Source organism: Sphingomonas sp. AC411 (assembly GCF_979253035.1).
The window spans coordinates 1142645-1167556 of sequence record NZ_CEEDAQ010000001.1; the positions used below are offsets into that span (position 1 = coordinate 1142645).

General features: G+C 65.2%; 19 protein-coding genes, 7 pseudogenes and 1 other annotated feature. Of the genes and pseudogenes, 13 read left to right on the top strand and 13 right to left on the bottom strand.

From position 1 onward, the window contains the following. Nucleotides 1-66 precede the first annotated feature (66 nt). Together AC0IX7_RS05890 and AC0IX7_RS05895 are read left to right on the top strand one after the other, a co-directional pair. Nucleotides 67-1542 carry a L,D-transpeptidase family protein gene (locus AC0IX7_RS05890; RefSeq protein WP_471813757.1) on the top strand — a complete coding sequence of 492 codons (1476 nt, stop codon included), beginning with the start codon at nucleotides 67-69 and terminating at the stop codon, nucleotides 1540-1542. 10 nt (nucleotides 1543-1552) lie between these two features. Beyond that, nucleotides 1553-1888, top strand: coding sequence for a hypothetical protein (locus tag AC0IX7_RS05895; protein ID WP_471810835.1), 336 nt, complete (start codon nucleotides 1553-1555; stop codon nucleotides 1886-1888). 143 nt (nucleotides 1889-2031) lie between these two features. Here the strand turns inward: AC0IX7_RS05895 and AC0IX7_RS05900 are convergent, their stop codons facing one another. The 5 genes and pseudogenes from AC0IX7_RS05900 to AC0IX7_RS05920 all read right to left on the bottom strand — a co-directional run bounded on the left by AC0IX7_RS05900 (nucleotide 2032) and on the right by AC0IX7_RS05920 (nucleotide 7932). Further along, nucleotides 2032-2769 carry a 3'(2'),5'-bisphosphate nucleotidase CysQ gene (locus tag AC0IX7_RS05900; RefSeq protein WP_471810836.1) on the bottom strand — a complete coding sequence of 246 codons (738 nt, stop codon included), beginning with the start codon at nucleotides 2767-2769 and terminating at the stop codon, nucleotides 2032-2034. After that, a pseudogene (cysN, locus tag AC0IX7_RS05905) lies at nucleotides 2766-4678 on the bottom strand (sulfate adenylyltransferase subunit CysN). The gene AC0IX7_RS05900 and the pseudogene cysN overlap by 4 nt, the downstream one beginning before the upstream one ends. Beyond that, complete coding sequence (gene cysD / locus AC0IX7_RS05910) at nucleotides 4678-5604, bottom strand: sulfate adenylyltransferase subunit CysD (RefSeq protein WP_471810837.1); 927 nt, start codon at nucleotides 5602-5604, stop codon at nucleotides 4678-4680. Before cysD ends, cysN begins: the two are co-directional and overlap by 1 nt. A 68-nt stretch (nucleotides 5605-5672) precedes the next feature. Further along, nucleotides 5673-7149 (bottom strand): annotated as a pseudogene (locus AC0IX7_RS05915) (SulP family inorganic anion transporter). Between the two features lie 69 nt (nucleotides 7150-7218). After that, nucleotides 7219-7274, bottom strand: a sequence feature (sul1 is cis-regulatory element that is thought to sense ions involved in sulfur or methionine metabolism; They are found in Alphaproteobacteria). Between the two features lie 214 nt (nucleotides 7275-7488). After that, nucleotides 7489-7932 (bottom strand): DUF488 domain-containing protein, encoded by a 444-nt coding sequence (locus AC0IX7_RS05920; protein ID WP_471810838.1) that lies wholly within the window; start codon nucleotides 7930-7932, stop codon nucleotides 7489-7491. Between the two features lie 73 nt (nucleotides 7933-8005). On the opposite strand from AC0IX7_RS05920, the gene trmFO reads away from it, so the two are divergent. Next, complete coding sequence (gene trmFO / locus AC0IX7_RS05925; RefSeq protein ID WP_471810839.1) at nucleotides 8006-9373, top strand: methylenetetrahydrofolate--tRNA-(uracil(54)-C(5))-methyltransferase (FADH(2)-oxidizing) TrmFO; 1368 nt, start codon at nucleotides 8006-8008, stop codon at nucleotides 9371-9373. Here trmFO and AC0IX7_RS05930 read toward each other — a convergent pair. Both AC0IX7_RS05930 and AC0IX7_RS05935 read right to left on the bottom strand, forming a co-directional pair. Then, the gene (locus AC0IX7_RS05930) at nucleotides 9309-9779 is read right to left on the bottom strand and encodes an EF-hand domain-containing protein (protein ID WP_471810840.1); all 471 of its coding nucleotides are present in this window, start codon (nucleotides 9777-9779) and stop codon (nucleotides 9309-9311) included. The two genes, trmFO and AC0IX7_RS05930, sit on opposite strands and share 65 nt — an antisense overlap. 66 nt (nucleotides 9780-9845) lie before the next feature. Then, nucleotides 9846-10499, bottom strand: coding sequence for a squalene/phytoene synthase family protein (locus AC0IX7_RS05935; protein WP_471810841.1), 654 nt, complete (start codon nucleotides 10497-10499; stop codon nucleotides 9846-9848). A gap of 106 nt (nucleotides 10500-10605) precedes the next feature. On the opposite strand from AC0IX7_RS05935, the gene AC0IX7_RS05940 reads away from it, so the two are divergent. The 5 genes from AC0IX7_RS05940 to AC0IX7_RS05960 are packed head-to-tail and all read left to right on the top strand — an operon-like array spanning nucleotide 10606 to nucleotide 13570. Further along, nucleotides 10606-12102, top strand: a complete 1497-nt coding sequence (locus AC0IX7_RS05940) for a TadE/TadG family type IV pilus assembly protein (protein ID WP_471810842.1) — start codon at nucleotides 10606-10608, stop codon at nucleotides 12100-12102. A 31-nt stretch (nucleotides 12103-12133) separates the two neighbouring features. Further along, complete coding sequence (locus tag AC0IX7_RS05945) at nucleotides 12134-12325, top strand: hypothetical protein (RefSeq protein WP_471810843.1); 192 nt, start codon at nucleotides 12134-12136, stop codon at nucleotides 12323-12325. Then, nucleotides 12322-12921, top strand: a complete 600-nt coding sequence (locus AC0IX7_RS05950; protein WP_471810844.1) for a TadE/TadG family type IV pilus assembly protein — start codon at nucleotides 12322-12324, stop codon at nucleotides 12919-12921. The genes AC0IX7_RS05945 and AC0IX7_RS05950 overlap by 4 nt, the downstream gene beginning before the upstream one ends. Next, nucleotides 12918-13058 carry a TadE/TadG family type IV pilus assembly protein gene (locus AC0IX7_RS05955; RefSeq protein WP_471810845.1) on the top strand — a complete coding sequence of 47 codons (141 nt, stop codon included), beginning with the start codon at nucleotides 12918-12920 and terminating at the stop codon, nucleotides 13056-13058. Before AC0IX7_RS05950 ends, AC0IX7_RS05955 begins: the two co-directional genes overlap by 4 nt. Further along, nucleotides 13043-13570, top strand: coding sequence for a pilus assembly protein (locus AC0IX7_RS05960; protein WP_471810846.1), 528 nt, complete (start codon nucleotides 13043-13045; stop codon nucleotides 13568-13570). Before AC0IX7_RS05955 ends, AC0IX7_RS05960 begins: the two co-directional genes overlap by 16 nt. Nucleotides 13571-13606: 36 nt before the next feature. Here the strand turns inward: AC0IX7_RS05960 and AC0IX7_RS05965 are convergent. Both AC0IX7_RS05965 and pdhA read right to left on the bottom strand, forming a co-directional pair. Then, a pseudogene (locus AC0IX7_RS05965) lies at nucleotides 13607-15044 on the bottom strand (pyruvate dehydrogenase complex E1 component subunit beta). Beyond that, nucleotides 15044-16050, bottom strand: a pseudogene (gene pdhA, locus AC0IX7_RS05970) (pyruvate dehydrogenase (acetyl-transferring) E1 component subunit alpha). Before pdhA ends, AC0IX7_RS05965 begins: the two co-directional pseudogenes overlap by 1 nt. A 398-nt stretch (nucleotides 16051-16448) precedes the next feature. Between pdhA and AC0IX7_RS05975 the strand changes: the two are divergent. From AC0IX7_RS05975 to AC0IX7_RS05990, 4 genes and pseudogenes are all read left to right on the top strand, one after another. Continuing rightward, nucleotides 16449-17765 (top strand): MFS transporter, encoded by a 1317-nt coding sequence (locus AC0IX7_RS05975; RefSeq protein WP_471810847.1) that lies wholly within the window; start codon nucleotides 16449-16451, stop codon nucleotides 17763-17765. A 31-nt stretch (nucleotides 17766-17796) separates the two neighbouring features. Continuing rightward, nucleotides 17797-18716: pseudogene (cysK, locus tag AC0IX7_RS05980) on the top strand (cysteine synthase A). A 322-nt stretch (nucleotides 18717-19038) separates the two neighbouring features. Then, the gene (locus AC0IX7_RS05985) at nucleotides 19039-19611 is read left to right on the top strand and encodes a cell wall hydrolase (RefSeq protein WP_471810848.1); all 573 of its coding nucleotides are present in this window, start codon (nucleotides 19039-19041) and stop codon (nucleotides 19609-19611) included. Beyond that, nucleotides 19608-20042 carry a hypothetical protein gene (locus tag AC0IX7_RS05990; protein ID WP_471810849.1) on the top strand — a complete coding sequence of 145 codons (435 nt, stop codon included), beginning with the start codon at nucleotides 19608-19610 and terminating at the stop codon, nucleotides 20040-20042. Before AC0IX7_RS05985 ends, AC0IX7_RS05990 begins: the two co-directional genes overlap by 4 nt. Nucleotides 20043-20174: 132 nt before the next feature. Here AC0IX7_RS05990 and AC0IX7_RS05995 read toward each other — a convergent pair. The 4 genes and pseudogenes from AC0IX7_RS05995 to hisI form a co-directional block, all read right to left on the bottom strand. Next, nucleotides 20175-21977 (bottom strand): annotated as a pseudogene (locus tag AC0IX7_RS05995) (acyl-CoA dehydrogenase C-terminal domain-containing protein). Nucleotides 21978-21980: 3 nt separating this feature from the next. Continuing rightward, on the bottom strand, nucleotides 21981-22433 hold the full coding sequence (locus tag AC0IX7_RS06000; protein ID WP_471810850.1) for a MerR family transcriptional regulator: 453 nt from the start codon (nucleotides 22431-22433) through the stop codon (nucleotides 21981-21983). Between the two features lie 32 nt (nucleotides 22434-22465). Continuing rightward, nucleotides 22466-22903, bottom strand: a complete 438-nt coding sequence (locus AC0IX7_RS06005; protein ID WP_471810851.1) for a hypothetical protein — start codon at nucleotides 22901-22903, stop codon at nucleotides 22466-22468. Nucleotides 22904-22962: 59 nt separating this feature from the next. After that, on the bottom strand, nucleotides 22963-23325 hold the full coding sequence (gene hisI, locus AC0IX7_RS06010; RefSeq protein ID WP_471810852.1) for a phosphoribosyl-AMP cyclohydrolase: 363 nt from the start codon (nucleotides 23323-23325) through the stop codon (nucleotides 22963-22965). 120 nt (nucleotides 23326-23445) lie between these two features. Between hisI and purF the strand changes: the two are divergent. Then, a pseudogene (gene purF, locus AC0IX7_RS06015) lies at nucleotides 23446-24904 on the top strand (amidophosphoribosyltransferase). The last annotated feature ends 8 nt before the right edge of the window (nucleotides 24905-24912 follow it).

Below are 24912 nucleotides of genomic sequence, written 5' to 3' on the forward strand. Positions count from 1 at the left end.
GACGAGATACGGTTAGACAGGATGAGTATGGCGCGCGGTTTGGATGATGGACGAGTGAAGGCCGGTATGATCCGGTCGGCGATCGCGGTTGCCGCGACAGCGACCGCGATGCCGCTGCTCATGGCAACGCCGCTGGCCGCACAACAGGTTACGCCCCCGGTGACGCCGACGGTCGCCCCGGCCAGCCCGATGGCTGCGCCGATGCTGGCCCCGCCAGTCATCACCGTGCCGCCACTGAGCGATGCGCAGGCGACGTTGCTCGACAAGCTGCTCAACAGCGACATCGTCGCGCAGGGCCTCAAGTCCGCCGCGACCGCGTCGACCACTGCGCCGACCAAGGACGAACTCGTCCGCGCCGCGCTCGACCATGCGCGCGCGGTCCATGCCGGTCGTCTCAGCGAGGCTGATTTCCAGCGGGACTGGGGCCTGCGCCCGCCCGCGTACGATCCGACGCCTGCGTTCGCCGATGCCGTGCGGCAAGACCGGATCGCGGCGTGGTTCGCGTCGTTGCCCCCGCCCTATGCGGGCTATGACGGCCTTCGCAAGGGGCTCCAGAACTACCGTTCGATCGCTGCTGCCGGGGGCTGGTCGCCGCTCGCTTCGGGGCCGGACTTCACGCTCGGCGCGACCGGCCCGCGGGTGATCGCGCTCCGCAAGCGGCTTGCGGCCGAGGACAAGGACGTCTCGACCAGCGGCGACACATTCGACGCCGGCCTGCTCGATGCAGTCCGTCGTGCACAGCGCCGCTACGGGCTCAACCCCAGTGGCATCGTCTCCACGCAGACGCTCGCCGCGCTGAACGTGTCGGCGACCGATCGCGTGCGCCAGATCATGGCGAACATGGAGCGCTGGCGCTGGCTGCCGCAGGACCTGCCGCGCGATCGTATCCAGGTTAACATTGCGGCAGCCGTGCTCACCGTGTTCGACGGTGATACGCCGGTGCAGTCGATGCGCGCGGTGACGGGTCGGCCGGGCGACGAGACGCCGATGCTCTCCTCGACGATCCACAGCATCGTCATCAACCCGCCCTGGAACGTGCCGACCTCGATCGCGACGAAGGAGTTGTGGCCGAAGGAGAAGGCCAACCCGGGGTATTTCAAGCGTAACGGCTTCAAGGTGATCGGCGGGACCCGGTTGCAGCAACAGGCCGGCGACCAGAGCGCGCTCGGCCGGTTCAAGTTCGATTTTCCCAATGACTATTCGGTGTATCTCCACGACACACCGAGCCGAGCCAAGTTCGCCAGCTTCAGTCGGCTTTCGAGCCATGGCTGCGTACGCCTTGAAAAACCTGCCGAACTTGCCAACCTGTTGTTGAAGGGCGACCCGAGCTGGACGCCCGAAATGGTTGCCGCTGCGGTCGCCAAGGGCGACACGGTCCGTGCATCCCTGGTCAAGCCGGTATCGGTTTATCTGCTCTACTGGACCGCGTTTGCCAGCGGCAACGGCCAGATGAACTTCCGCGCCGATCCCTATGACTGGGACGGCATCCTCGCTTCCAAGGTCGAGGCGCGCACCGCACGCCAGACGATCGCCGCTCGCTGAGAGAAACGCCATGACGATGTCCACCCGCACCCGTACCGCCATCGCCGGAGGCCTGCTCGCCGCGATGGCGATGGCCGGCTGTTCGAGTTCCGAGCCCGAGCAGCCGGCGACGGATACCAACATGGTCGAGGATACCGGCGTGACCGAGTCCGAGGCGGCGCCTGCCCCGGTCGAGGCTGCGCCGGTCGAAGCGGCCCCGCCTGCGCCGGCGGTAGTCGAACCGCCCCGCGAAAAGCCGATCGCGCCGGACGAGCAGATGCTCGACGATGCGGATGCCACGGGGATGACGGCCCGCGTGACGCGTGATGAGGCGCCGGTGGAGAACGACGCCGAACCGCAGCAGTAAGGGGCGGGCTTACGATCCTCCCCGCAAGGGGAGGTGGCAGGCGCAGCCTGACGGAGGGGGAGGACACGCAACAGCGGTTTCCTTCACCGCCCCCTCCGTCGCTTCGCGCCACCTCCCCTGGCTGGGGAGGATCGCACGGAAGATTACGCTGCCCTCGCCGCCATCACCCGATCGCGCAGCGCGACGGGGCAGATCAGCAGGTCGGGCATGTAGACATCCCGACAATTATACACGAGCGGCGAGCCGTCGATCCGGCTGCAGTGAAGCCCGAACGCCGCCGCCACTGCGACCGGTGCGGCGGAATCCCATTCATACTGACCGCCCGAATGAAGGTAGATGTCCGCCTCGCCGCGGACTACCGCCATCGCCTTTGCGCCCGCCGACCCCATCGGGATCAGCGTCGCGCCTAGCACCTCCGCAACCTTCACCGCCTCGGGCGCGGGTCGCGTGCGGCTGACGACCATGCGCAAGGGGTCGCCTGGTAGCGGCACCGGGGCGGGCCGGTCCGAGCGCAGCACGAGGCCCAGTCCCGGCAGCGCCACCGCGCCAACCGTCGCGACGCCATCGATCGCGAGTGCCACGTGCACCGCCCAATCGTCGCGAGCCTCGCCATATTCGCGCGTGCCGTCGACCGGGTCTACGATCCACACGCGCGACATTGCCGTTCGTGTGCCGTCGCATTTGCGCTCCTCGGACAACAGCCCGTCGTCGGGCCGCGCATCCTGCAACGCATGGACGAGGAACGCGTTCGCGGTTTCGTCGCCTGCCTTGCCGAGCGCGCCAGGCGAGAACACGCCCGACCGCCGCACCTCGAGCAGCAACCGCCCCGCCGTCTCCGCCAGATGCGCAGCGAGTTCGCCATCGGTCATCGCGCTGCTCATGGGATCAGCATCGCGACGATCGCATCGGCCGCCTCGCCGGGAATCATGCCTGTGGTATCGATCCGGATTTCCGGGTTGGCCGGCGGTTCGTATGGCGAATCGATCCCGGTGAAGTTGGCAAGCTTGCCCGCCCGCGCCTTTGCATACAGCCCCTTCACGTCGCGCCGTTCGGCTTCCGCGAGCGGCGTATCGATGTGCACCTCGATGAACTCGCCTGGCGCCATCATCTGCCGCACCATCTCGCGCTCGGCACGGAACGGCGAGATGAACGCGGTGATCACGATCAGCCCGGCATCGGTCATCAGCTTGGCCACCTCGCCGACGCGACGGATATTCTCGACCCGGTCCGCATCAGTGAAGCCGAGATCGCGGTTCAGCCCGTGGCGGACATTGTCGCCGTCGAGCAGGAAGGTGTGCCGGTTCATCCGCGCGAGCTTCATCTCGACGAGATTGGCGATCGTCGACTTGCCCGCGCCCGACAGACCGGTGAACCACAGCACCGCCGCCTTCTGGTTCTTTAAGCTGGCATGCGCCTCGCGGCCGATATCGGTCGCCTGCCAATGCACGTTCTGCGCACGACGGAGCGAGAAGTGCAGCATCCCCGCCGCGACCGTCGCATTGGTGATCTTGTCGACCAGGATGAACCCGCCGAACTGTCGATTGTCCGCATAGGGCTCGAACACCAGTGGCCGATCGGTCGACAGGTTGGCGATACCGATCGCATTCAGTTCCAGCGTCTTGGCAGCAAGCCGCTCCATCGTGTTGACATTGATCTGGTATTTCGGCTGTTGAATGGTCGCCGTCACCGTCTGCGTCGCGAGCTTCAGCCAGTAAGGACGTCCCGGCAGCATCTCCTCGTCGGCCATCCAGACCACCGTCGCCTCGAACTGATCGGCGGCCTCGGGGGCGAATCCGCGGCAACGATCACGTCGCCGCGCGAGCAATCGATCTCATCCGCGAGCGTCAGCGTCACCGATTGCCCGGCAACGGCTTTCTCCAGGTCGCCGCCGAACGCCACCACGCGCGCGATCGTCGAGGTTCGCCCGCCCGGCAAGATGCGCACAGGGTCGCCCGGCGCGATCGAGCCGCTCGCGACCAGCCCGGAAAAGCCGCGGAAATCGAGGTTCGGACGGTTGACCCACTGAACCGGCATGCGGAACGCGCCCGCCTGATCCTCGCTAACGTCGAGCGTCACCGTGTCGAGATGGTCGATCAGCGTCGGCCCCTCGTACCAGGGCGTGTTCGCGCTCGAGGTCGTGATGTTGTCGCCCTTGAAGCCGGAGATCGGCATCGGCGTGAAGGCAGCGATCCCGATCGACTCCGCAAACGTCGCATAGTCCGCGACGATCCGGTCGTAGGTCGCCCGGTCGTACCCCACGAGGTCCATCTTGTTCACCGCCAGCACGAGATGCCGGATGCCGATCAGATGCGCCAGATAGCTGTGCCGCTTGGTCTGCGTGAGGATACCCTTGCGCGCGTCGACCAGAATCACCGCGAGATCGGCGGTCGACGCGCCGGTGATCATGTTGCGCGTATATTGCTCGTGCCCCGGCGTATCGGCGACGATGAACTTGCGCTTCTCGGTCGAGAAATAGCGATAGGCGACATCGATCGTGATGCCCTGCTCGCGCTCGGCGGCGAGCCCGTCGACCAGCAACGCGAAGTCGATCTCCTGGCCTTGCGTGCCGACCTTCTTCGAATCGCTCTCCAACGCCGCAAGCTGATCCTCGAAGATCATCTTAGAGTCGTACAGCAAGCGTCCGATAAGCGTGGATTTTCCGTCGTCCACCGACCCGCAGGTGATGAAGCGGAGCAGGCTCTTATGCTGATGCTGGAGCAGATAGGCGTCGATGTCCTCGGCGATGATGTCCTGCACCTGATAGGCGGACTCTTGGGCGCGCGTAGCCATCAGAAATAGCCCTCCTGCTTCTTCTTCTCCATGCTCGCCGAGCCCGCGTCGCGGTCGATCGCGCGGCCCTGGCGTTCGCTGGTGGTGGTCAGCAGCATTTCCTGGATCACTGCGGACAGAGTGCCGGCCTCGCTCTCGACCGCGCCCGTCAGCGGGTAGCAGCCGAGCGTGCGGAAGCGGATCGAGCGCTCGACCGGCACCTCGCCGGGTTCCAGGCGGAAGCGATCGTCGTCGACCATCAGCAGCATGCCGTCGCGCTCGACCGTCGGGCGCGGTGCGGCGAAATAGAGCGGGACGATCGGGATGTCCTCGAGCTGGATGTATTGCCAGACGTCGAGTTCCGTCCAGTTCGAGATCGGGAAGACGCGGATGCTCTCGCCCTTGGCTTTCCGCGCATTATAGAGGTTCCACAGCTCGGGACGCTGCTTCTTCGGATCCCAGCGATGATGCGCCGCACGGAACGAGAAGACGCGTTCCTTCGCGCGGCTCTTCTCCTCGTCGCGCCGTGCGCCGCCGAACGCCGCATCGAAGCCGTGGAGATCGAGCGCCTGCTTGAGCCCCTCCGTCTTCCACATATCGGTGTGGAGCGCGCCGTGGTCGAACGGGTTGATCCCGCGCGCCTCGGCCTCGGGGTTCTTGTAGACGAGCAGTTCCATGCCGCTCTCCGCCGCCATCCGGTCGCGCAGATCGTACATCGCCTTGAACTTCCACGTCGTATCGACATGCAGCAGCGGGAATGGCGGCGGCGACGGATAGAAGGCCTTCCGCGCGAGATGCAGCATCACCGCGGAGTCCTTGCCGACGCTGTAGAGCATCACCGGGCGCTCGCACTCGGCGACCACCTCGCGCAAGATATGGATGCTCTCCGCCTCGAGCCGCTGGAGATGCGTGAGCGACACGGGGCCGGTATCTGGAAGGTTCGTCATCCCCCTCGACGTAGGGCGTCGGGGGCGCGCACAGCATCGTATTTCTCGCCCGCCCCAAAGATCGAGCATTAGCCCCCGATCGGATCCATCATCAGCGGGGCGTGGCGATCCACCAGCGTGGCACTCGCCGTGTTGAGGCCGATGACCTCGACCTCGCGGCCGTGGCGGCGTAGCTTGCCGACGACATCTTCAAGCGCGGCGACTGCCGTGACGTCCCAGAGATGCGCGTTGGTCAGATCGATGCGGACGGCGCGGGCTGTCTCGCGGAGGTCGAAGCGGTCGGCGAAGATGTCGGCGCTGGCGAAGAAGATCTGCCCGCTTACCCGGTAGATGCGCGTGTCGCTTGCCGCGTCGTGATCGATCGCGACGTCCATCAGCCGAGTGACCTTCCACGCGAAGAACACGCCGCTGAGCAGCACGCCGACCCCGACGCCGAGCGACAAATCGTGAGTCGCCACGGTGACGACGACGGTGGCGACCATCACCACGCTCGACATCTTGGGATGGCGCGCGAGGTCGCGGAGCGAGCCCCAGGAGAAGGTGCTGATCGACACCATGATCATGATCGCGACCAGCGCCGCAACCGGCACCTGCGCGACCCACGGCCGCAGCGGGACCATGACGATCAAGGAACACACCCGCGACCATCGTCGAGAGCCGCCCGGTGCCGCCGTAGCGGACATTGCCGACGGTCTGACCGATCATCCCGCACCCGGCGATGCCGCCGAACGCGCCCGCCGCGATGTTGGCGAGGCCGAGCCCGGTGCATTCGCGCGCCTTCGAGCTGGTGGTCTCGGTGAGTTCGTCGACGACGCTGGCGGTCATCATCGATTCGAGCAAGCCGACCGCGGCCATCGCAAACGCATAGGGCGCTACGATCCGCAACGTGTCCCAGGTCAGGGGCACGTCAGGCAGCCCGAACGAGGGAGCGAGATCCGGCAGGCGGCCGAGATCGCCGACGGTCTTGAGCGGCATCGGGACCCACATCGCGATCGCGGTGAGCACGACGATGCAGATCAGCGGCGACGGGATCGCGCTGGAGATGCGCGGGACTAGGTAGATGATTGCGAGGCCGCCGGCGATCATCGCATAGGCCTGCCAGCTGACGCCGACCATCTGCGGCACTTGCGCCGAGAAGATCAGGATCGCGAGCGCGTTGACGAAGCCAGCATGGACCGACTTCGACACGAACCGCATCAGTATGTCGAGCTTGGCGAGCCCGAACGCGATCTGGAGTGCGCCGGCGAGGATCGTGGCGACGAGCAGATATTGCAGGCCATAGGCGTGGACGAGCGCAGCGGCGACGAGTGCGACGGACCCCGCCGCGCCGGAGATCATCGCGGGGCGGCCGCCTGCAAACGCGATGACGATGCCGATCACGAATGAGGCGAACAGGCCAACTTCGGGATCGATGCCGGCGACGAACGAGAAGGCGATGACCTCGGGGATCAGCGCGAAGGTGCCGACCATACCGGCTAGGACGTCACGGCGCGCAGCCGTGGGGCCGCTGAACCATTCGGCCCGGTAACGAGAAAGTGATGTCATGTGTAAATCCGCAAAGGACGCGAGAACCGCGGCGATTGCGCGGGCGGTTCTTTAATGAAGGCGTCGGTGCGTTGTCCGGCGGATCGGCGGCCGGAATAGCCACCCGGAATTGCACCGGGTCCAAGCGAGTGGAGGTGCGTTAGCGTAGGGAGTGCTGCAATGCAACATGCTAGGTGGAGAGACTCGCCACCCACATACCTCCGTCATGCCGGGCTTGTTCCGGCATCCACCGTTCCAGGTAGCCAGCGGTGTGAAGTTCGCGGAACCGTGGTCCCCGGAACAAGTCCGGGGTGACGGTGCGCTCCGGTCGTCTTCACCTAAGCCCTCCTAAAGTAGCCTCTACGTAAACAGATCCACCACCTCGGCCCCCTCGCCCACCGCCCGCAACAAAAGCGTCCGGTGACAATGACACGGGTCGCGCTCGTAGCAGAGTAGCGCGCTCGGCTTCTCCGCCGCCAACCCCAGCATGATCGCGGCTTGTGCCTGAGCCTCGGGGAGTTCGAGTTGCTCGTCATACACCGCGGTCAAGGTCGCCACATCGCCCTTCTTCGCCGCATCGCGTCCCCGCTTCGGCGTGCCGAGCGCCTTCAGATGCACGTAATCGATCTCGGCTTCGCGCAACGACGCGGCCAGCGAGGTCTTCGAAAACCCCGGCCGCCGCGACAACGGCAGCGCGCGGACGTCGATCACCCGCTCCACCCCCGCCGCCTTCAGCGCGCCGAGGAAATCGGCCATCGTCGTGGCTTCATAGCCGATCGTGAAGATCTTCGTGGGATGGGTCATGAAGGCGAAGTGGTATTGCACCGCTGGCACGACAACCGCTGACAGACCAGGCGTCCCGCGCTATCTGACCGGAATGACCCACGATATTCACGTCATCGGCGGCGGCCTCGCCGGTTCCGAAGCCGCCTGGCAACTCGCCGAAGCCGGCCTCAAGGTCCGTCTGTCCGAAATGCGCGGCAGCGGCGAAGGCACGCCCGCGCACCAGACCGACGGCCTCGCCGAACTCGTCTGCTCGAACAGCTTCCGCTCGGACGATGCCGAGAGCAACGCCGTCGGGTTGCTTCACCAGGAACTGCGCACGCTCGGCTCGCTGATCATGCGGCAGGCGGACATCCACCGCGTCCCCGCCGGCTCGGCGCTCGCGGTCGATCGCGACAATTTCTCGAACAGCGTGACGGAGGCGATCGACCGGCATCCGAACATCACGCTGGTCCGCGAACGCGTCGACGCACTGCCCGACGGCCCGACGATCATCGCCACCGGTCCGCTGACGGCCGCCTCGCTCGCCGCCGGGATCGGCGCGGAGACCGGCCGCGAGGCGCTTGCGTTCTTCGACGCGCTCGCCCCGATCGTCCACCGCGATTCGATCGACATGGACACCGCCTGGTTCGCGTCGCGCTGGGACAAGGGCGAGGGCAAGGATTACATCAACTGCCCGATGAACAAGGACCAGTATCTGGCCTTCCACCAGGGGCTGGTCGACGGCGAGAAGACCCCATTCAAGGAGTGGGAGAAGGACACGCCCTATTTCGACGGCTGCATGCCGATCGAGGTGATGGCGGAACGCGGCATCGACACGCTGCGCTATGGTCCGATGAAGCCCGTCGGGCTCGACAACCCGAAGACCGGGCGTTGGCCGCACGCGGTCGTCCAGCTTCGGCAGGACAACGCGCAGGGCACGCTGTGGAACATCGTCGGCTTCCAGACCAAGCTCAAGCACGCCGACCAGGTCCGCCTGTTCCGCACGATTCCCGGTCTGGAGAACGCCGAGTTCGCGCGGCTCGGCGGGCTGCACCGCAACACGTTCATCCGCTCGCCCGAACTGCTCGACGAGACGCTGCGGCTGAAATCACGCCCGAACATCCGCTTTGCCGGCCAGATCACCGGGTGCGAGGGGTATATCGAAAGCTGTGGGATCGGCATGCTCGCGGGGATGTTCGCGGCGGCCGAACTCACCGGCAAGACATTGACGCCACCGCCCTACGCGACCGCGCTCGGCGCGTTGCTCGGGCACATCACCGGCGGCGCGGAGGCCGAGACGTATCAGCCGATGAACGTGAACTTCGGCCTGTTCCCACCGATCCCCGGCCGGACCAAGAAGACCGACCGCAAGAAGATGTACACCGACCGGGGCCGTGCGGCGCTCGCAGAGTGGCTCAAGTCTCCTCCCCAACAGCCTGAACCGGTGGACAATTCACCCGAGCTGGCCCCTTCCGCTTGACCGCCGTGGTGGCAAATTCGGGCGCGGTCATCGCCCCGGATTTGTTACGGTCCGCGTCGGCGAACTTGGTCGTCGCCTTCACCGCCCACTCGTCGAACGAGAGCTTGCCGTCGCCGTCCACGTCCAGCCGCGCATAAGCCTTGCGCCGCTGAACGAGATATTCCTCGCGCGTGATCTGCGCGTCGCGATCCTTGTCGTAGCGATCGAACCGCTTCTGCTCGCGCGTCTTGGCGGTCGCCTCGGGCGCGGCATCGGGTAGCGGATCGGTTGGGACCGCCGCGCTGCCCGCTTTCGATATCGGTTGTGTAGGCAGCAGCGGCCTGGGCCGCGCGCTCCCGCTGAACAGCATGAACCCTGCGACGATCAACGCGATGACCGCCGCCCCGCCTGCCAGATATCGCCACATCGCTGCCGCCCCCATTGCCCAAGCCTGCACGCTAGGCCCCGGAGGCGACGATCCCCATCCGATTGGTCAGTATCCGGTCAGTCTGTGCCACGCCAACCGCCCGACCCGCTTCGGGCTGCCGGGTGGCGGCGGTGGATCCGACACGTCGAACCGCGCCGATAGCGCCATCGCCCCGAGCGCCCGTGCCCTGCCCGGCCAGCGACCCCGCAATGCCGCGTCGAGCGCCAGCTCCGCCCTCGCACGTGCCAACTGGCGGCTAGGCGCGTCGGTCAGCCGCTGCGACAGATCGGCCATCGCCCAGCCCTCGCCTGCGAGCCCAACGCGCGCATCCGTCACCGACAGCAATGTGCCGGCCAGTTCGAACACTCTGCGCCCCCGATCGCGCGCGAACCGTTCGACGGCCGCGGCATCGAGCACCGGCTCCAGCAGAGCCTCCCACCCATCGGTCATCGCCGCCAGCATCGTCCCCGATACCCCAGCGGGCAGCACGCACGCCTGGAGCGCGGTCAGCACGGGCTCGGCCGGCGCTGGCGCACCATCCAGTCGCTCCAGCGCCTCGTACCACCACGTCAATCGCATCTGGCCAACCAACGGCTCCCGCGTCGTCCGCAGGATCGCGCCGAGTGTATCGTCGAGCGCGAACAGGGCGTCGAGCGCGGGGCGCACCGCGGCGTCGGCATAGCTGAGCGCCAAATGGTGATCTAGGTCGGGTCGGGTCATGCCTGGCTCGATAGCGCACGGCCAGCCGATCCGCACCCCCACCGATCAGCGGTTGGCACGGTTAATAGCCGGATAACCATGTTCCTTGAGCAGCGCTTACCGGGTCGTGGCGCAAGGAGAGGCGACACCGATACCGTCTGAACCCCACCGCACCTTACTACCCGCATCGAGTCAGGACAGCATGAGCGCCAAGCACGGCCTAAAACGACAACGGCCGACGACCTTTCTTGGGCGGCTGCGTACCGATGTCCGCGGCAATACCTTGATGATCGTCGCGTTCGCGATGATGCCGTTGATCGCAATGGTCGGGTCGGGCCTGGACATGGCACGCGCTTACGTCGCGCGCGACCGCCTCCAGCAGGCGTGCGACGCGGGATCGCTGGCGGCGCGGCGCTTGCTGTCGGGTACCACCCTGACGCCCGCCGTCGAAACCGAAGCCACGAATTACTTCAACTTCAACTTCCCTCAGGCATCGTTCGGCACGGCTGCGTTCATGCCGGTCGTTACCGTACCGTCGATCGGCACGGTGAAGATCACCGCTGCGACGACGATTCCGACGACGGTGATGAAGCTATTCGGCTTCTCCAACTTGAACCTGTCGACGAGCTGCTCCGCGACACAGGATTTCGTCGGGACCGACATCATGCTGGTGCTCGACATGTCGGGTTCGATGAACTGTCCGACAAACCGGCCAAACGACGCATGCGGCGAGATTGAACAATATAATTCGAAGATGCAGGCCCTGCGCGATGCGTCGGAATCACTCTACGACACGCTCCAGTCGGCTCAGGATCAGCTGCATGCCAACAACCTCCGGCTCCGTTACGGGTTCGTGCCCTATAATGCGACCGTGAACGTCGGAAAGCTCGTCTACGCGGAGAATCCGAACTACATTCGCAGCAGCGCTCCGTATCAATCGCGAACGATCACAACGGGCTGGTTTGGCGCTTACGCGACCTACGGGCAGATGACGCTCGACACCTCGTTGTTCAAGACGGGCGCGCTGGTCAATACGCCTGGCACATATCCGACAACCAAATCCCGGTGGGCTGGCTGTATCGAGGAGCGCCAGACCGATAATGTCACGATCGATGGAGGATCCGCAACGACCGCGCCTGCCAGCGCTTGGGACCTCGACATCAACATGCTGCCGACCTCAGATGCCAGTCGCTGGGCACCGTGGTGGCCCGAAGCAGAGTTTAATCCAAGTTCAAATCCGGCAGGTCAGTACACCGACGAAAAATATTGTGCGAGTGCCGCAAGTCGGCTGAGGGAATACTATAACGACAAAACTTCGTTCATGTCCTATATCAACAATCTGAAGCCTTTGGGCGGCACCTATCACGATATCGGCGTTATATGGGGCGCGAGATTTATATCGCCCGATGGCATATTCGCATCCGCGACACCTGAAACAAACGATCAAAACGACCCCGACAATCCCAAGAAATTGCGTGGGTTCAGCGTTCCGCAAATACATGATCTTCATGACCGACGGCGATCTTTCGCCGTACCTCAACGTATACACGACCTATGGCGCCGAAGAGCGCGACAAGCGTGTGCTTGGAACGTCAGCTGGCAATGCTACGCAGCTCGCGGCTGAGCAGTTGCAGCGGCACCTCCAACGCTTCCGCATGGCCTGCAATGCGGCCAAGAGTCAGGGCATTCAGCTCTACGTCATCGCATTCTCGACCACGCTGACCTCCGACATGCAGAACTGTGCTACCACGCCGGCGATGGCGTCCGGCATCACGACCGCGCCCGCACTGATCGCGAAGTTCCAGGAGATCGGCAGCAAGATCGGGTCGTTGAGGATAAACCAGTGATCGCGACGTCGTCGAGGCTCCACGCGCTCAGGCACGACAAGCGCGGTGCGACGATCGTCGAGTTCGCGCTGATCGTACCGGTGCTTATCGGACTGCTGCTCTCGATTCTCGAAATCGGGTATCAGGGGTATGTCACCGCTGTCGTCCAAGGTGCGCTGTCGAAGGCATCGCGGCAGGTTACGGTCGGCAACAAGACGGCCGCCGACGTAGTGACGACCATCAAATCCGAAGTTCAGGCGATTGTCCCCGCGCAATATGTGACGGTTTCGACCCGGCGCTATTACAACTTCTCGAACGTCGGCAAGCCGGAAAAGATCACGTCGGACACCGATCCCAAAGGCGTGTTCAATCTTGGCGACTGTTTCGAAGACGCGAACAACAACGGTGTTTATGACGCAACGCCGGGCGACACCGGCGTCGGCAGTGCTGACGACGTAGTTTATTACACGGTCAACGTTGCTTATCCGAACCTGACCCCGGTCGGCGCACTGCTGTCCTGGGGAGCGACCCGCAGCGTTGCCGCCACGACGGTAATCCGTAACCAGCCTTTCACCTCGCGCGCAGAGCCGACGAACATATGCACCAAGGTGACATGAGCCGTCTCCAAACCCTCGCCCGCCGGTTTCGAGCAGACGTTCGCGGCCTTGCGATGATCGAGTTCGCGATCGTGGCACCGGTCCTGCTCACGCTCGGACTAGCCGGCGCAGAGATCCACACATGGCGGTCGCGGTGATGCGCGTGAACCAGATCTCCACGGCCATCTCCGACAACGTCGCACGCGTCCGAGACTTGATCGACGAATCCGACGTCAACGAGGCATTGCTCAGCGCGAAATTCATCGGTGGCGGTATCGATTTCAACGCCAACGGGCGCGTGGTGGTCTCCAGCGTCGAGCCGAACGGCGAGGAAGCACCGAAGGCCGGCCAGTATATCCGCTGGCAACGCTGCACCGGCGCGCTGAACATTGCTGACTCGCAACCGAAATACGGTACGGAAGGCAAGGGCCAGAACGACAACACGCTGCCCTATATGGGTAGCAGCACGCGCAAGATCGTCGCCGGTCCCGGCTCCGCGCTGATCTTCGTCGAGGTGACGTACCGGTATCAGCCGCTGGTCTCGTCACGCTTCTTCGGTACGCCGACCCTGCGTTCCGAGTCCGTGTACAACGTTCGCGAGCGCAATACGCAGGTCCTGGCGACGGTACCCGGTACCACAGCGAGCGTTTGCACGACCTACGCAGCGTGAACGCACCGGCCGGATGTTCCGGCCGGTGCGTCGGGATTACTTGCAGGTAACCTTCTTCACCGCCGTCACGACCTTCGCGACGTCGACCAGCATCAGCTTTTCGAGGTTTGCCGCATAGGGCATCGGGACGTCTTCGTTGGTCACGCGGAGCACCGGGGCGTCGAGGTCGTCGAAGCCGTGCTCCATCACTACCGACACGATCTCCGAGGCGATCGAGCAGGTCGCCCAATTCTCCTCGACGATGATCATGCGGTTGGTCTTGGCGAGGCTCTTCAGGACTGTCTCGGTGTCGAGCGGGCGCAGCGTTGCGCAGGTCGATCACCTCCGCGTCGATGCCCTCCTCGGCCAGCTTCTCGGCGGCTTCGAGGCTGATGCCGACGCCGATCGAGTAGCTGACGATCGTGACGTCCTTGCCCTCGCGGACGATCCGCGCCTTGCCGATCGGCAGGACGTGGTTGTCGAGCTTGGGGACGTCGAAGCTGCGGCCGTACATCAGCTCGTTCTCGAGGAACACGACCGGATCCTCGGTGCGGATCGCGGCCTTGAGCAGGCCCTTCGCATCCGCCGCGTCATAGGGCGCGATCACGATCAGGCCGGGGACGCTCGCATACCACGCCGCGAAATTGTGCGAATGCTGCGCACCCACGCGCGACGCAGCGCCGTTGGGACCGCGGAACACGATCGGGCAGCGCATCTGGCCGCCCGACATGTAGTTGGTCTTGGCGGCCGAGTTGATGATGTGGTCGATCGCCTGCAACGCGAAGTTGAAGGTCATGAACTCGACGATCGGGCGAAGGCCACCCATCGCCGCGCCCGCGCCGATGCCGGCAAAGCCGTATTCGGTGATCGGCGTATCGATCACGCGACGGTCGCCGAACTCGTCGAGCAACCCCTGCGTGACCTTGTAAGCGCCCTGATACTGCGCGACTTCCTCGCCCATCACGAAGACGCGGTCGTCCTCGCGCATTTCCTCGGCCATCGCGTCGCGCAGCGCCTCGCGGACGGTCGTCTTGACCATCTCGGTGCCCTCGGGGATCGCCGGGTCGGAGATACCGACCTTCTCGGCCGACGCGACGAGCGCTTGCGTGCCGCTCTCGGCCTTGGCGGGCGAAGACCCTTCCGGAACTGGCGGTGCCTTGTCGTCTGACGGCGTTTCCTTCGGCGCGGCGTTGGCTGCGTCGCCGGAGCGCGCCTCGGCCGGCTTCGCAGCCTTGGCGTCACTGGCGCTCTCACCCTCTTCGAGGATCGTCGCGATGACGGTGCCGACCTTCACGTTGTCGGTGCCCTCGGGCACGGCGATCGAGCCGATCGTGCCTTCGTCGATCGCCTCGAACTCCATCGTCGCCTTGTCGGTCTCGATCTCGGCGAGGATGTCGCCCGACTTGACGCTGTCGCCTTCCTTGACGAGCCATTTGGCCAGCGTGCCCTCTTCCATCGTCGGGGAGAGCGCGGGCATCTTGATCTCGATCGCCATCAGTACTTCTCCACCAGAACGTCGGTGTAGAGCTCGGCAGCATCCGGCTCCGGGGTCTGCTCGGCGAAATCCGCGGCTTCGTTCACGATTTTCCTGATTTCCTGTTCAAGGGATTTGAGATCCGCCTCGGTCACGCCCTGCGCGTTGAGCAGCTTCTTCATGTGATCGATCGGATCCGACTTGTCGCGAACTGCCTGGACCTCGTCGCGCGTGCGGTACTTGGCGGGATCGGACATCGAGTGGCCACGATAGCGATAGGTCTTCATCTCGAGGATGACCGGGCCCTTGCCCGCGCGGACCCACGCCAGCGCTTCCTCGGCAGCACCGCGGCAGGCGAGCACGTCCATGCCGTCGACCTGGATACCGGGAATGCGGAAGCTCTCGCCGCGGCGATACAGCTGGTCCTCGGCCGAGGCGCGGTTGACGCTGGTGCCCATCGCGTACTGGTTGTTCTCGATCACGAAGATGATCGGGAGCTTCAGAGCTCGGCCATGTTGAAGCTCTCGTACACCTGGCCCTGGTTCGCGGCGCCGTCGCCGAAATAGGCCATGCAGATGCCGCCGTCGTTCGAATATTTGTGCTTGAACGCGAGGCCGGTGCCGAGCGACACCTGCGCACCGACGATGCCGTGGCCGCCGTAGAATTTATGCTCGGTCGAGAACATGTGCATCGACCCGCCCTTGCCCTTCGAGATCCCCGAATTGCGCCCGGTCAGCTCGGCCATGATCACCTTCGGGTCGATCCCGTAGGCGAGCATGTGGCCGTGATCGCGGTAGCCGGTGATCACCGAGATCGGTCTCGCCGTTGAGCGCGGACTGAAGGCCGACAGCGACGGCTTCCTGGCCGATGTAGAGATGGCAGAAGCCACCGATCAGGCCCAAGCCATAGAGCTGGCCCGCTTTTCCTCGAAACGGCGGATCAGCAGCATCTGCCGATACATTTCGAGCAGTTCGTCTTTCGACGCCTCGTACGGCTTGGGTTCGGCCGGTCGTTCGCGGTTCGTAATCGGCGGTTCGGCGATTGCGCGTGCTGGTGGGGGTCTTGGCCACGATGTGGGAAACCTCGTTTTCCGTAGGGGAGTTGAGGGAGCCTATAGGCGCGGACGGGGCGGAACATCAATTCCCGTCTGGGGTATGTTGGTTTTGGGGGCTTGGGATGGAGGCTTCTCCGTCATGCCGGACTTGTGCCGGCATCCACGGTTCCGCGTTCTCTTAGGCCGATGAGTGTGCGGAACGGTGGGCCCCGGAACAAGTCCGGGGTGACGGAGTGTGTTTGGCAAGACAGCTGCCGTTTCCCTGTTCTCCCGCGAAAGCGGGAGGACAGGGGGACGAGCGAGCCACTATCCCCACCCCAAGCAAAGCTCCGGTTGCCCTCCCCTCGCGCCCGAGCCTAAAGCCCATCGCAATGGCTCCCACGACAGACCCCAACCAGCATCCCTTACGGATCGCCAATTTCCGCGCCTATTGGCTGTCCCGCTTCACCGGCACGATCGCGGTCAGCGCGATGTCGATCGTGATCGGGTGGCAGGTCTACAATATCGCCCGCGAGACGATGGACATCCGCCAGGCGGCCTTCATGCTCGGCATGATCGGGTTCGCGCAGTTCGTGCCGCTGTTCCTGCTCACCCCGATCACCGGCCTCATCGCGGACAGCTTCGACCGCCGCTGGATCGTCCGGGGCACGACGACGCTGCTGGTGCTCACGGCCGCGACATTGTGGTTGCTGACGTGGACCGGCCACCTGACGCTCGGCGTGCTGTTCGTCGCCGCGGTCGCGTTCGGCGTGGCGCGCGCCTTCTCCGGCCCGGCGTATTCCGCATTGGCCCCGAACCTCGTCCCCCGCGCCGTGCTCCCGACCGCGATCGCGATCAGCTCGATCGCGTGGCAGGTCGGCACGATCGCCGGTCCCAGCGTCGGCGGGCTGCTCTACGCGATCCACCCCGAGGTCGCGTACGGCGTCGCCACGCTGCTATTCCTCGTGGCGCTCGTCTTCATGTTCATGATCAGCCCGGTACCGCAGCCCGCGACGCAGACCGATCACCGCCCGCTTGCCCGGATCATCGAGGGCTTCACCTATGTCCGCCGCAACCGCCTCGTCCTCGCGACCATCACGCTGGACCTGTTCGCGGTACTGCTCGCTGGCGCGACCTCGCTGCTGCCGGTGTACTCGCGCGACATCCTCCACGTCGGATCCCAGGGGCTGGGCGTGCTCGCGGCCGGCATGGGCATCGGCGCGGCGATCACGGCCGTGTGGTTCTCGGTGCGCCCGATGAGCACCAATGTCGGCGTGAAGATGCTGATCGCCGTCGTCGTATTCGGCCTCGCGATCCTCACCTTCGGCGTCGCCACCCCGATCGTCGACCTGCTCGGCATCGCGCCCGGCACGATCGCGGGCTTCCCCATCCACCCGGCCTTCGTCCTCAGTCTGATCGCGCTCATCGTCGCGGGCGGCGCGGACATGATCTCGGTCTATGTCCGCCAGTCGCTGATCCAGCTCCATACGCCGGATGCGATGCGCGGCCGCGTGAGCGCGGTGTCTCAGCTTACCATCTCGGCCTCGAACGAGCTCGGCGAATTCGAGAGCGGGGTGATGGCGTCGCTGCTCGGCCCGGTCGGCGCGGTGGTGTTCGGCGGCGTCGGTGCTATTGCGATCACGATCGGCTGGGCGCGATTGTTCCCGGAACTAGGCCGCGCGAAAACCTTTGATCCCCAGAGATCCTAGAGACCGAACCTCAGCACGGAGAAGCCAAGCCATGAAGGCCAACTCGATCCTCGACACGATCGGCAACACGCCGCACGTCCGCCTGTCGAAGCTGTTCCCCGATTCCGAAGTCTGGGTGAAGTCCGAGCGGTCGAACCCCGGCGGGTCGATCAAGGACCGCATCGCGCTCGCGATGGTCGAGGCCGCGGAGAAGGACGGCCACCTCAAGCCCGGCGGTACGATCATCGAGCCGACCAGTGGCAACACAGGTATCGGCCTGGCGCTGGTCGCCGCGGTGAAGGGCTACAAGATCGTCCTCGTCATGCCCGAGAGCATGTCGATCGAACGCCGTCGTCTGATGCTCGCATACGGTGCGACCTTTGACCTGACTCCGCGCGAGAAGGGCATGAAGGGCGCGATCGAGCGCGCCAAGGAACTGGTCGAGCAGACCCCCGGCTCGTGGATGCCGCAGCAGTTCGAGAACCCTGCGAACATCGCCGTGCATGTGGCAACGACGGCGCAGGAAATTCTCGCCGACTTCCGTGATACGCCGATCGACGTCATCATCACCGGTGTCGGCACCGGCGGCCATATCACCGGCGTCGCCGAGGCGCTGAAGAAGGAATGGCCGTCGCTCAAGGTCTACGCGGTGGAGCCGGCTGCTTCGCCGGTGATCGCTGGCGGCCAGCCGGGGCCTCACCCGATCCAGGGGATCGGCGCGGGGTTCATCCCGGTGAACCTGCATACCCAGGCGCTCGACGGCGTGATCGAGGTCGATGCCGCGGTGGCGAAGGACATGGCGCGTCGCTCGGCTACCGAAGAAGGCATGCTGGTCGGCATCAGCTCGGGCGCGACGCTCGCGGCGATCCTCCAGAGCTGCCCGATCTGCCGGACAACGTTCGTGTTCTCGGGTTCAACTACGACACCGGCGAGCGCTATCTGTCGGTTCCGGACTTCCTGCCAGAACAGTGAAGACCGATCTTTCCGCGCGCGGCACTCGGGTGCTGCGCGCCACTCTCGTCGGCATTTCCGCGCTGGCGATCATCGGGCCTGCGCTGGTCGTCGCCAACGCGCCCACGATCGTTCACGTCTCAAAGCGGGTGAAGCTCCCGCCCGGTCAGGTCGTGCCGCAAGCCGAGGTGCCTGAAGTCGAGCCCGTCAAGTTCGTCGACCTCAGTCCGAGGACGCGCGCGCGTTCAATGCGACGGTGCCGTTTTCGACGGCCCCCAACCCGGCCGCACGCCCGTTCCGCTTTGCCGGCGGACCTGAAGATTTGGCGCGCGCCACCGATTGTATGGCGGCGGGTATACTGTACGAGGCCGGCGACGACACGCTCGGCGAACGTGCGGTCGCGCAGGTCGTGCTCAATCGCCTGCGCCATCCGGCCTTCCCGAAGACCGTGTGCGGCGTCGTGTTCGAGGGGCAGGACCGCGCCACCGGTTGCCAGTTCAGCTTCAGCTGCGACGGTGCGATCACGCGCTGGCACCCGACCGACGATGCCTGGCGTCGGGCGCGAGACGTGGCCACTGCGTCGTTGTCCGGGGCGGTGTTCAAACAGGTCGGCTATGCCACGCATTACCATACCGACTGGGTCGTGCCGTACTGGCAGTCGAGCCTCGACAAGATCGCCGCAGTGAACACGCATTTGTTCTTCCGCTGGTCCGGCTGGTGGGGCACACCCGCGGCGTTCGGCCGTCACCCGGAAACGGTCGAGCCGGTGATCACACAGCTTGCCGACCTGTCCGACGCGCACAAGACGGGCGCTGCGCTGGCCGAGGCGGATGCCGCACTGGCGGAAGCGTCGATCGCTATGGGGTTTGGCACGGCGGGGTTTGGCACGGCTGCCGAGGGGCGTCTGCGTCCGTGACGCCGCTCGATGGCGATACGATCTTCGTGACGTTGCCGCGCAACCAGAGTGCCGACGGCTTGACCCTGCTTGCGGCCCAGGCGTGCGGCGACAAACCCTTCTGCCGCTACATGGCGTGGACCGACGGCACGAAGATGGCGACCGCGATCCCGCTGGAGCCCGCGCAGACGGCCGCATTGAGTTTCAGCTATTTGCGCGATCGGGCGAGCAACTACGAGCGATCGCTGTGGAACTGCCGTCAGTTCAAGCGCGCGGATCCGACCCAGTGCATGGTGGCGCGGGCGGCGATGACTGCCGTACCACCGCCACCCGCCGTTGCGCCGAACGCGCCTGCCGCGGCCATCGAACTGAACGGCGTTCGGCGGAAACCGAACCCCGCCGCGCCGCCGGTAACGGCAACCCCAGCGTCGGCCGCGCCGATCACCAAGTAGTCCGATCAGGCTCCCCTCCCTGGAAGGGAGGGGTTGAGAGTGGGTCGGCCAGCTGAGTCACTACCGTCTGGAGCTTGCGGAAACCAACCCACCCCTGCCCCTCCCTTTCAGGGAGGGGAGCAAGGGCCCCGATCAAGCCGCCATGAACATCTCGGGCGGAAGCGCCATCAGCGACTCCGCGCCCCCTCGATCTTCCGACGCAGCGCGCCGGCATCCGGCAGGATCCGCTCGGCATAGAAGCGTGCGGTGACCAGCTTGGCGTCGAGAAACGCAGCCTCGCCCTCGCCCGCCGCCTTCAGCTTGGTCGCCGCGACCGCCATCCGCAGCCACATGACGCCGACCGCTACGATCCCCATCAGGTGCATGTAGCTGACCGCGCCGGCACCGACGTTCTCAGGGTTCTTCATGCCGTTCGCCATGAACCACATCGTCGCCGCCTGAAGCTGGCCGTTTGCCTTCTCCAGCGCCTCGGCGAACGCCGCCGTCGCCGGATCGCCCTTCGCCGCCGCGACGTCGTCCGCCACCAGCTTGAAGAACGCCTGGATCCCGCGACCGCCATTCTGCGCGAGCTTGCGCCCGACCAGATCCATCGCCTGCACACCGTTGGTGCCCTCGTAGATCATCGCGATCCGCGCATCGCGGACATACTGCTCCATGCCCCATTCGGCGATGTAGCCGTGGCCGCCATAGACCTGCTGCGCGTTGGTCGCGATCGCATAGCCCATGTCGGTGCCGTAACCCTTGATGACCGGGGTCAGCAGCGAGATCAGGTCGCCGGCGAGCTGACGCTCTTCCTCGCTCTCGGCGTTGTGCTCGAGATCGGCTTGGAGCGCGGTCCACAGGATCAGCGCGCGCAGACCCTCAGTCAGCGACTTGCCCTCCATCAGCATGCGGCGGATGTCGGGGTGCACAAACAGCGTGTCCGCCTTCTCCTGCGGCTCCTTCGGCCCGGTCAGGGCACGACCCTGGCGACGATCCTGCGCATACTGAACCGCGTTCTGGTACGCGACCTCGGCCACGCCCAGCCCCTGAAGCCCGACGCCGAGGCGCGCGGCGTTCATCATGATGAACATCGCCGCGAGGCCCTTCATCTCCTCGCCGACCAGCCAGCCGGTCGCCGAGATCATAGTTCATCACGCAGGTCGAATTTGCGTGGATGCCCATCTTGTGCTCGATCGAGCCGCAGGTGACGCCGTTGCGCGCGCCGAGCGACCCATCCTCGTTCACCATGACCTTCGGCACTACGAACAGCGAAATGCCCTTCGAGCTGTCCGGCGCGCCCGGCGTCTTGGCCAGCACGAGGTGGATGATGTTCTCGGTCAGATCATGCTCGCCCGAAGAGATGAAAATCTTGGTGCCGGTGATCGCGTACGAGCCATCAGCCTGCGGCTCGGCTTTGGTGCGGATCAGGCCGAGATCGGTGCCGCACTGCGGCTCGGTCAGGTTCATCGTCCCGCCCCATTCGCCGGACACCATCTTGGGCACGTACATCGCCTTCTGCGCGTCTGAACCCTTGGCGATCAGCGCGGCGATCGCGCCGTGCGTGAGCCCTGGATACATCGCGAACGCCATGTTCGACGAGATCATGTATTCCTGGAACGCGGTCGACACGACGTGCGGCATCCCCTGCCCGCCATACTCCGGCTGGTTGCCGAGCGTCGCCCAGCCGCTCTCGACATACTGCTTGTACGCCTCCTTGAAGCCGTCCGGCGTCGTTACCGAGCCGTCCTCATGCCGCGTGCAACCCTGCTGATCGCCCGACAGGTTCAGCGGGAACAGGACTTCGGCGACGAACTTGCCGCCCTCTTCGAGCACCGCGTCGACGACGTCAGGCGAGGCCGCATCGAAGCCGGGGAGATTGGAATAGCGTGGCAGGCCAACGACATGCTCGAGGACGAAACGCGTGTCGCGGACGGGGGGCGTATACTGGGGCATGGTTTATCCTTGCGGGGTGTCTTGGGCGCGGCTGGCTTCGAGAAGGGCCACGAAACTGGTGAGTTCATCGATGGCGAGATCGATGTCGCGCTTCTGCGCGGTCAGCAGCGCGATCCGGGCTTGGCTGCGCTCGATCACGACCTGGCGCTGCGCACGGCGACCGTCCCCGAGATCGTAGAGATCGATCATCTCGCAGATCTCGCCGAGGCTGAACCCGACGCGCTTGCCGCGCAGGATCCACGCGAGACGCGCGCGGTCGCGGTGCGAATAGATGCGCTGCGTGCCGCGACGCTCGGGCGCGATCAGCCCCTCGTCCTCGTAGAAGCGCAGCGCGCGCGCAGTCACGTCGAACTCGGCCGACAGGTCGGAGATCGTGAAGCTCTCACGGTCGTGCCGCGGTTCGATTACCGCGTAGGACTCGGGAGAAACCGGGGAAGGAGATGCTCGTGTCGCCATCCCCGAACAAGTAACTCTCGTTTACGTCAACGTCAATTAGCGCAAAGCAACTTCCCGGCAGATGATTGCCCACCCGTTGAGCGCAACGTCGAAGCCTCCGAGCGCGATTCGCTGATCCGATCGACGGTCAGCGCAGCGAGCGAGGCACGGCCGGTGCAGAGCGACTCGCAGGCCTCGGGCATTTCGGCTGGGAAGACGATTCGGTCTCCGTCAAACTTCGCGTCGAATTTGCACGTGCCGAACACGACCTTGAGTGCGTCGCCCGAGCGCTCGACCGTGCCCGACGCGGTACAGCCCTGTGCCTCGCCATAATCGACGCTGACCCCGGTCCGGGCAATCTTGTCCGTCCCGACGACGCAGACCCGGTCGGTATCGCGCGCCCAGGATCCTTGCAGCGGCGCGTTCGGATCCGGCACGATCCCCGCCGTCTCGGCCGCCGCCTCCAGCCGAGCCCCCGCGCTGTCCGCCACGACATTGGACGGCTCTCGCCCACATCCGCCCAACACTAAAGCGAGCAGCAGCGCCCGCCTCATCCAGCTGGCACCAGCTTATCTCCATCGATCCGCCGGAAGAAACAGGTGCGTTCACCGGTATGGCACGCCGGGCCCGCGGCATCGGCGATCACCCACACCGCATCCTGATCGCAATCGATCCGCAGCTCGGCGACGCGCAACACGTTCCCAGACGTCTCGCCCTTCTTCCACAGCTTCTCGCGACTCCGCGACCAGAAATGCGCCTCGCCGGTTGCCTGCGTCTGCGCCAGCGCCTCCGCATTCATATGCGCGACCATCAGCACGTCGCCCGACACGCGGTCGGTGACGACCGCGGTCAGAAGCCCGGCGGAATCGAATTTCGGATCGAGCGTCAGGCCCGTGTCGCGGCTGTGTGTCATGCCCCGGATATACCCGAAACCCGGCGCGATGCGACCAGCGGCACGCAATGTTATTACAAACAGGCGACAAGCCCGCCAACCGCTCGTATAGGGCAGCTTCCGCACGACGTGAGATCCGGCATGCAGACGACCAATCCTTTCGATGACGACAAACTCCGCGAAGAATGCGGGGTGTTCGGCGTCTCCGCCACCGATGGCGCGGCCGCGCTCGTAGCCCTGGGGCTGCACGCGCTGCAGCACCGCGGGCAGGAAGCCGCCGGCATCACGACCTTCGACGGCGCCAATTTCCACACCCACCGCGCGATGGGCCACGTCGCAGGGAATTTCGATCGCGACGACGTGATCCGCGCCCTCCCCGGCACCGTCGCCTGCGGCCATGTCCGCTATTCTACGACCGGCGAGACGGCCTTGCGCAATGTCCAGCCACTCTACGCCGAGCTGTCGACCGGCGGCTTCGCGATCGCGCATAACGGCAATATTTCCAATGCGATGCGGCTGCGGCGCGAGCTCGTCCGGCGCGGTTCGATCTTCCAGTCGACCAGCGATACCGAGACGATCATCCATCTCGTCGCGACGTCCAACTACCGGACGCTGCTCGATCGCTTCATCGATGCGCTGAAGCAGATCGAGGGCGCCTATTCGCTGATCGTGATGACGCCGGAGGGCATGATCGCCTGTCGCGATCCGCTCGGCATCCGTCCGCTCGTGATGGGCAAGCTCGGCGACGCGGTGATCTTTGCCTCCGAGACGGTCGCGCTCGACGTCGTCGGCGCCACCTTCGTCCGCGCGGTCGAGCCGGGCGAACTGGTCATCGTCCAGGGGGCCGAGATACGCTCGATCCGGCCGTTCGCGCCGATGGCGGCGCGGCCGTGCATCTTCGAATGGGTGTATTTCTCGCGGCCCGATTCGATCGTCGACGATCACTCGGTCTATTCGGTGCGGAAGGCGATCGGCGCGCAGCTCGCGATCGAGATCGCCGGTCGATGCGGATCTCGTCATTCCGGTGCCCGATTCGGGGACGCCGGCGGCAATCGGCTATGCGCAGCAGTCGGGCATTCCGTTCGAACTCGGCATCATCCGCTCGCATTATGTCGGCCGCACGTTCATCTCGCCCGGCGACAAGGTCCGCCATCTCGGCGTGAAGCTCAAGCACAACGCCAACCGTGCGCTGATCAAGGGCAAGCGGGTCATCCTGGTCGACGATTCGATCGTCCGCGGCACGACTTCGCTGAAGATCGTCCAGATGATGCGCGAGGCGGGCGCCGCCGAAGTGCACATGCGGATCGCCAGCCCGCCGACGCGGCATTCGTGCTTCTACGGCGTCGATACGCCCGAGCGCGCAAAGCTGCTCGCGGCTAAGCTGGATCTCGGTGGCATGACGGGCTTCATTCACGCCGACAGCCTGAACTTCATCTCGATCGACGGCCTCTACAAGGCGCTCGGCGAGGCGAAGCGCGCGGATGTCCGCCCGAAATACTGCGACGCGTGCTTCACCGGCGACTACCCGACCACGCTGACCGACCATGACGAAGGTTCGGAAGTCGACCAGTTCGCGATGCTCGCCGAACGCGTCATCTGATATCCCCG

Bases quoted from the DNA above. Each gene is read 5' to 3' on its own strand.
- AC0IX7_RS05890 (WP_471813757.1), top strand. From the start codon at position 67: ATGATCCGGTCGGCGATCGCGGTTGCCGCGACAGCGACCGCGATGCCG.
- AC0IX7_RS05895 (WP_471810835.1), top strand. From the start codon at position 1,553: ATGACGATGTCCACCCGCACCCGTACCGCCATCGCCGGAGGCCTGCTC.
- AC0IX7_RS05900 (WP_471810836.1), bottom strand. From the start codon at position 2,769: ATGAGCAGCGCGATGACCGATGGCGAACTCGCTGCGCATCTGGCGGAG.
- cysD (WP_471810837.1), bottom strand. From the start codon at position 5,604: ATGACGAACCTTCCAGATACCGGCCCCGTGTCGCTCACGCATCTCCAG.
- AC0IX7_RS05920 (WP_471810838.1), bottom strand. From the start codon at position 7,932: ATGACCCATCCCACGAAGATCTTCACGATCGGCTATGAAGCCACGACG.
- trmFO (WP_471810839.1), top strand. From the start codon at position 8,006: ATGACCCACGATATTCACGTCATCGGCGGCGGCCTCGCCGGTTCCGAA.
- AC0IX7_RS05930 (WP_471810840.1), bottom strand. From the start codon at position 9,779: ATGTGGCGATATCTGGCAGGCGGGGCGGCGGTCATCGCGTTGATCGTC.
- AC0IX7_RS05935 (WP_471810841.1), bottom strand. From the start codon at position 10,499: ATGACCCGACCCGACCTAGATCACCATTTGGCGCTCAGCTATGCCGAC.
- AC0IX7_RS05945 (WP_471810843.1), top strand. From the start codon at position 12,134: ATGGCCTGCAATGCGGCCAAGAGTCAGGGCATTCAGCTCTACGTCATC.
- AC0IX7_RS05955 (WP_471810845.1), top strand. From the start codon at position 12,918: ATGAGCCGTCTCCAAACCCTCGCCCGCCGGTTTCGAGCAGACGTTCGC.
- AC0IX7_RS05960 (WP_471810846.1), top strand. From the start codon at position 13,043: ATGGCGGTCGCGGTGATGCGCGTGAACCAGATCTCCACGGCCATCTCC.
- AC0IX7_RS05975 (WP_471810847.1), top strand. From the start codon at position 16,449: ATGGCTCCCACGACAGACCCCAACCAGCATCCCTTACGGATCGCCAAT.
- AC0IX7_RS05985 (WP_471810848.1), top strand. From the start codon at position 19,039: ATGGCGGCGGGTATACTGTACGAGGCCGGCGACGACACGCTCGGCGAA.
- AC0IX7_RS06000 (WP_471810850.1), bottom strand. From the start codon at position 22,433: ATGGCGACACGAGCATCTCCTTCCCCGGTTTCTCCCGAGTCCTACGCG.
- hisI (WP_471810852.1), bottom strand. From the start codon at position 23,325: ATGACACACAGCCGCGACACGGGCCTGACGCTCGATCCGAAATTCGAT.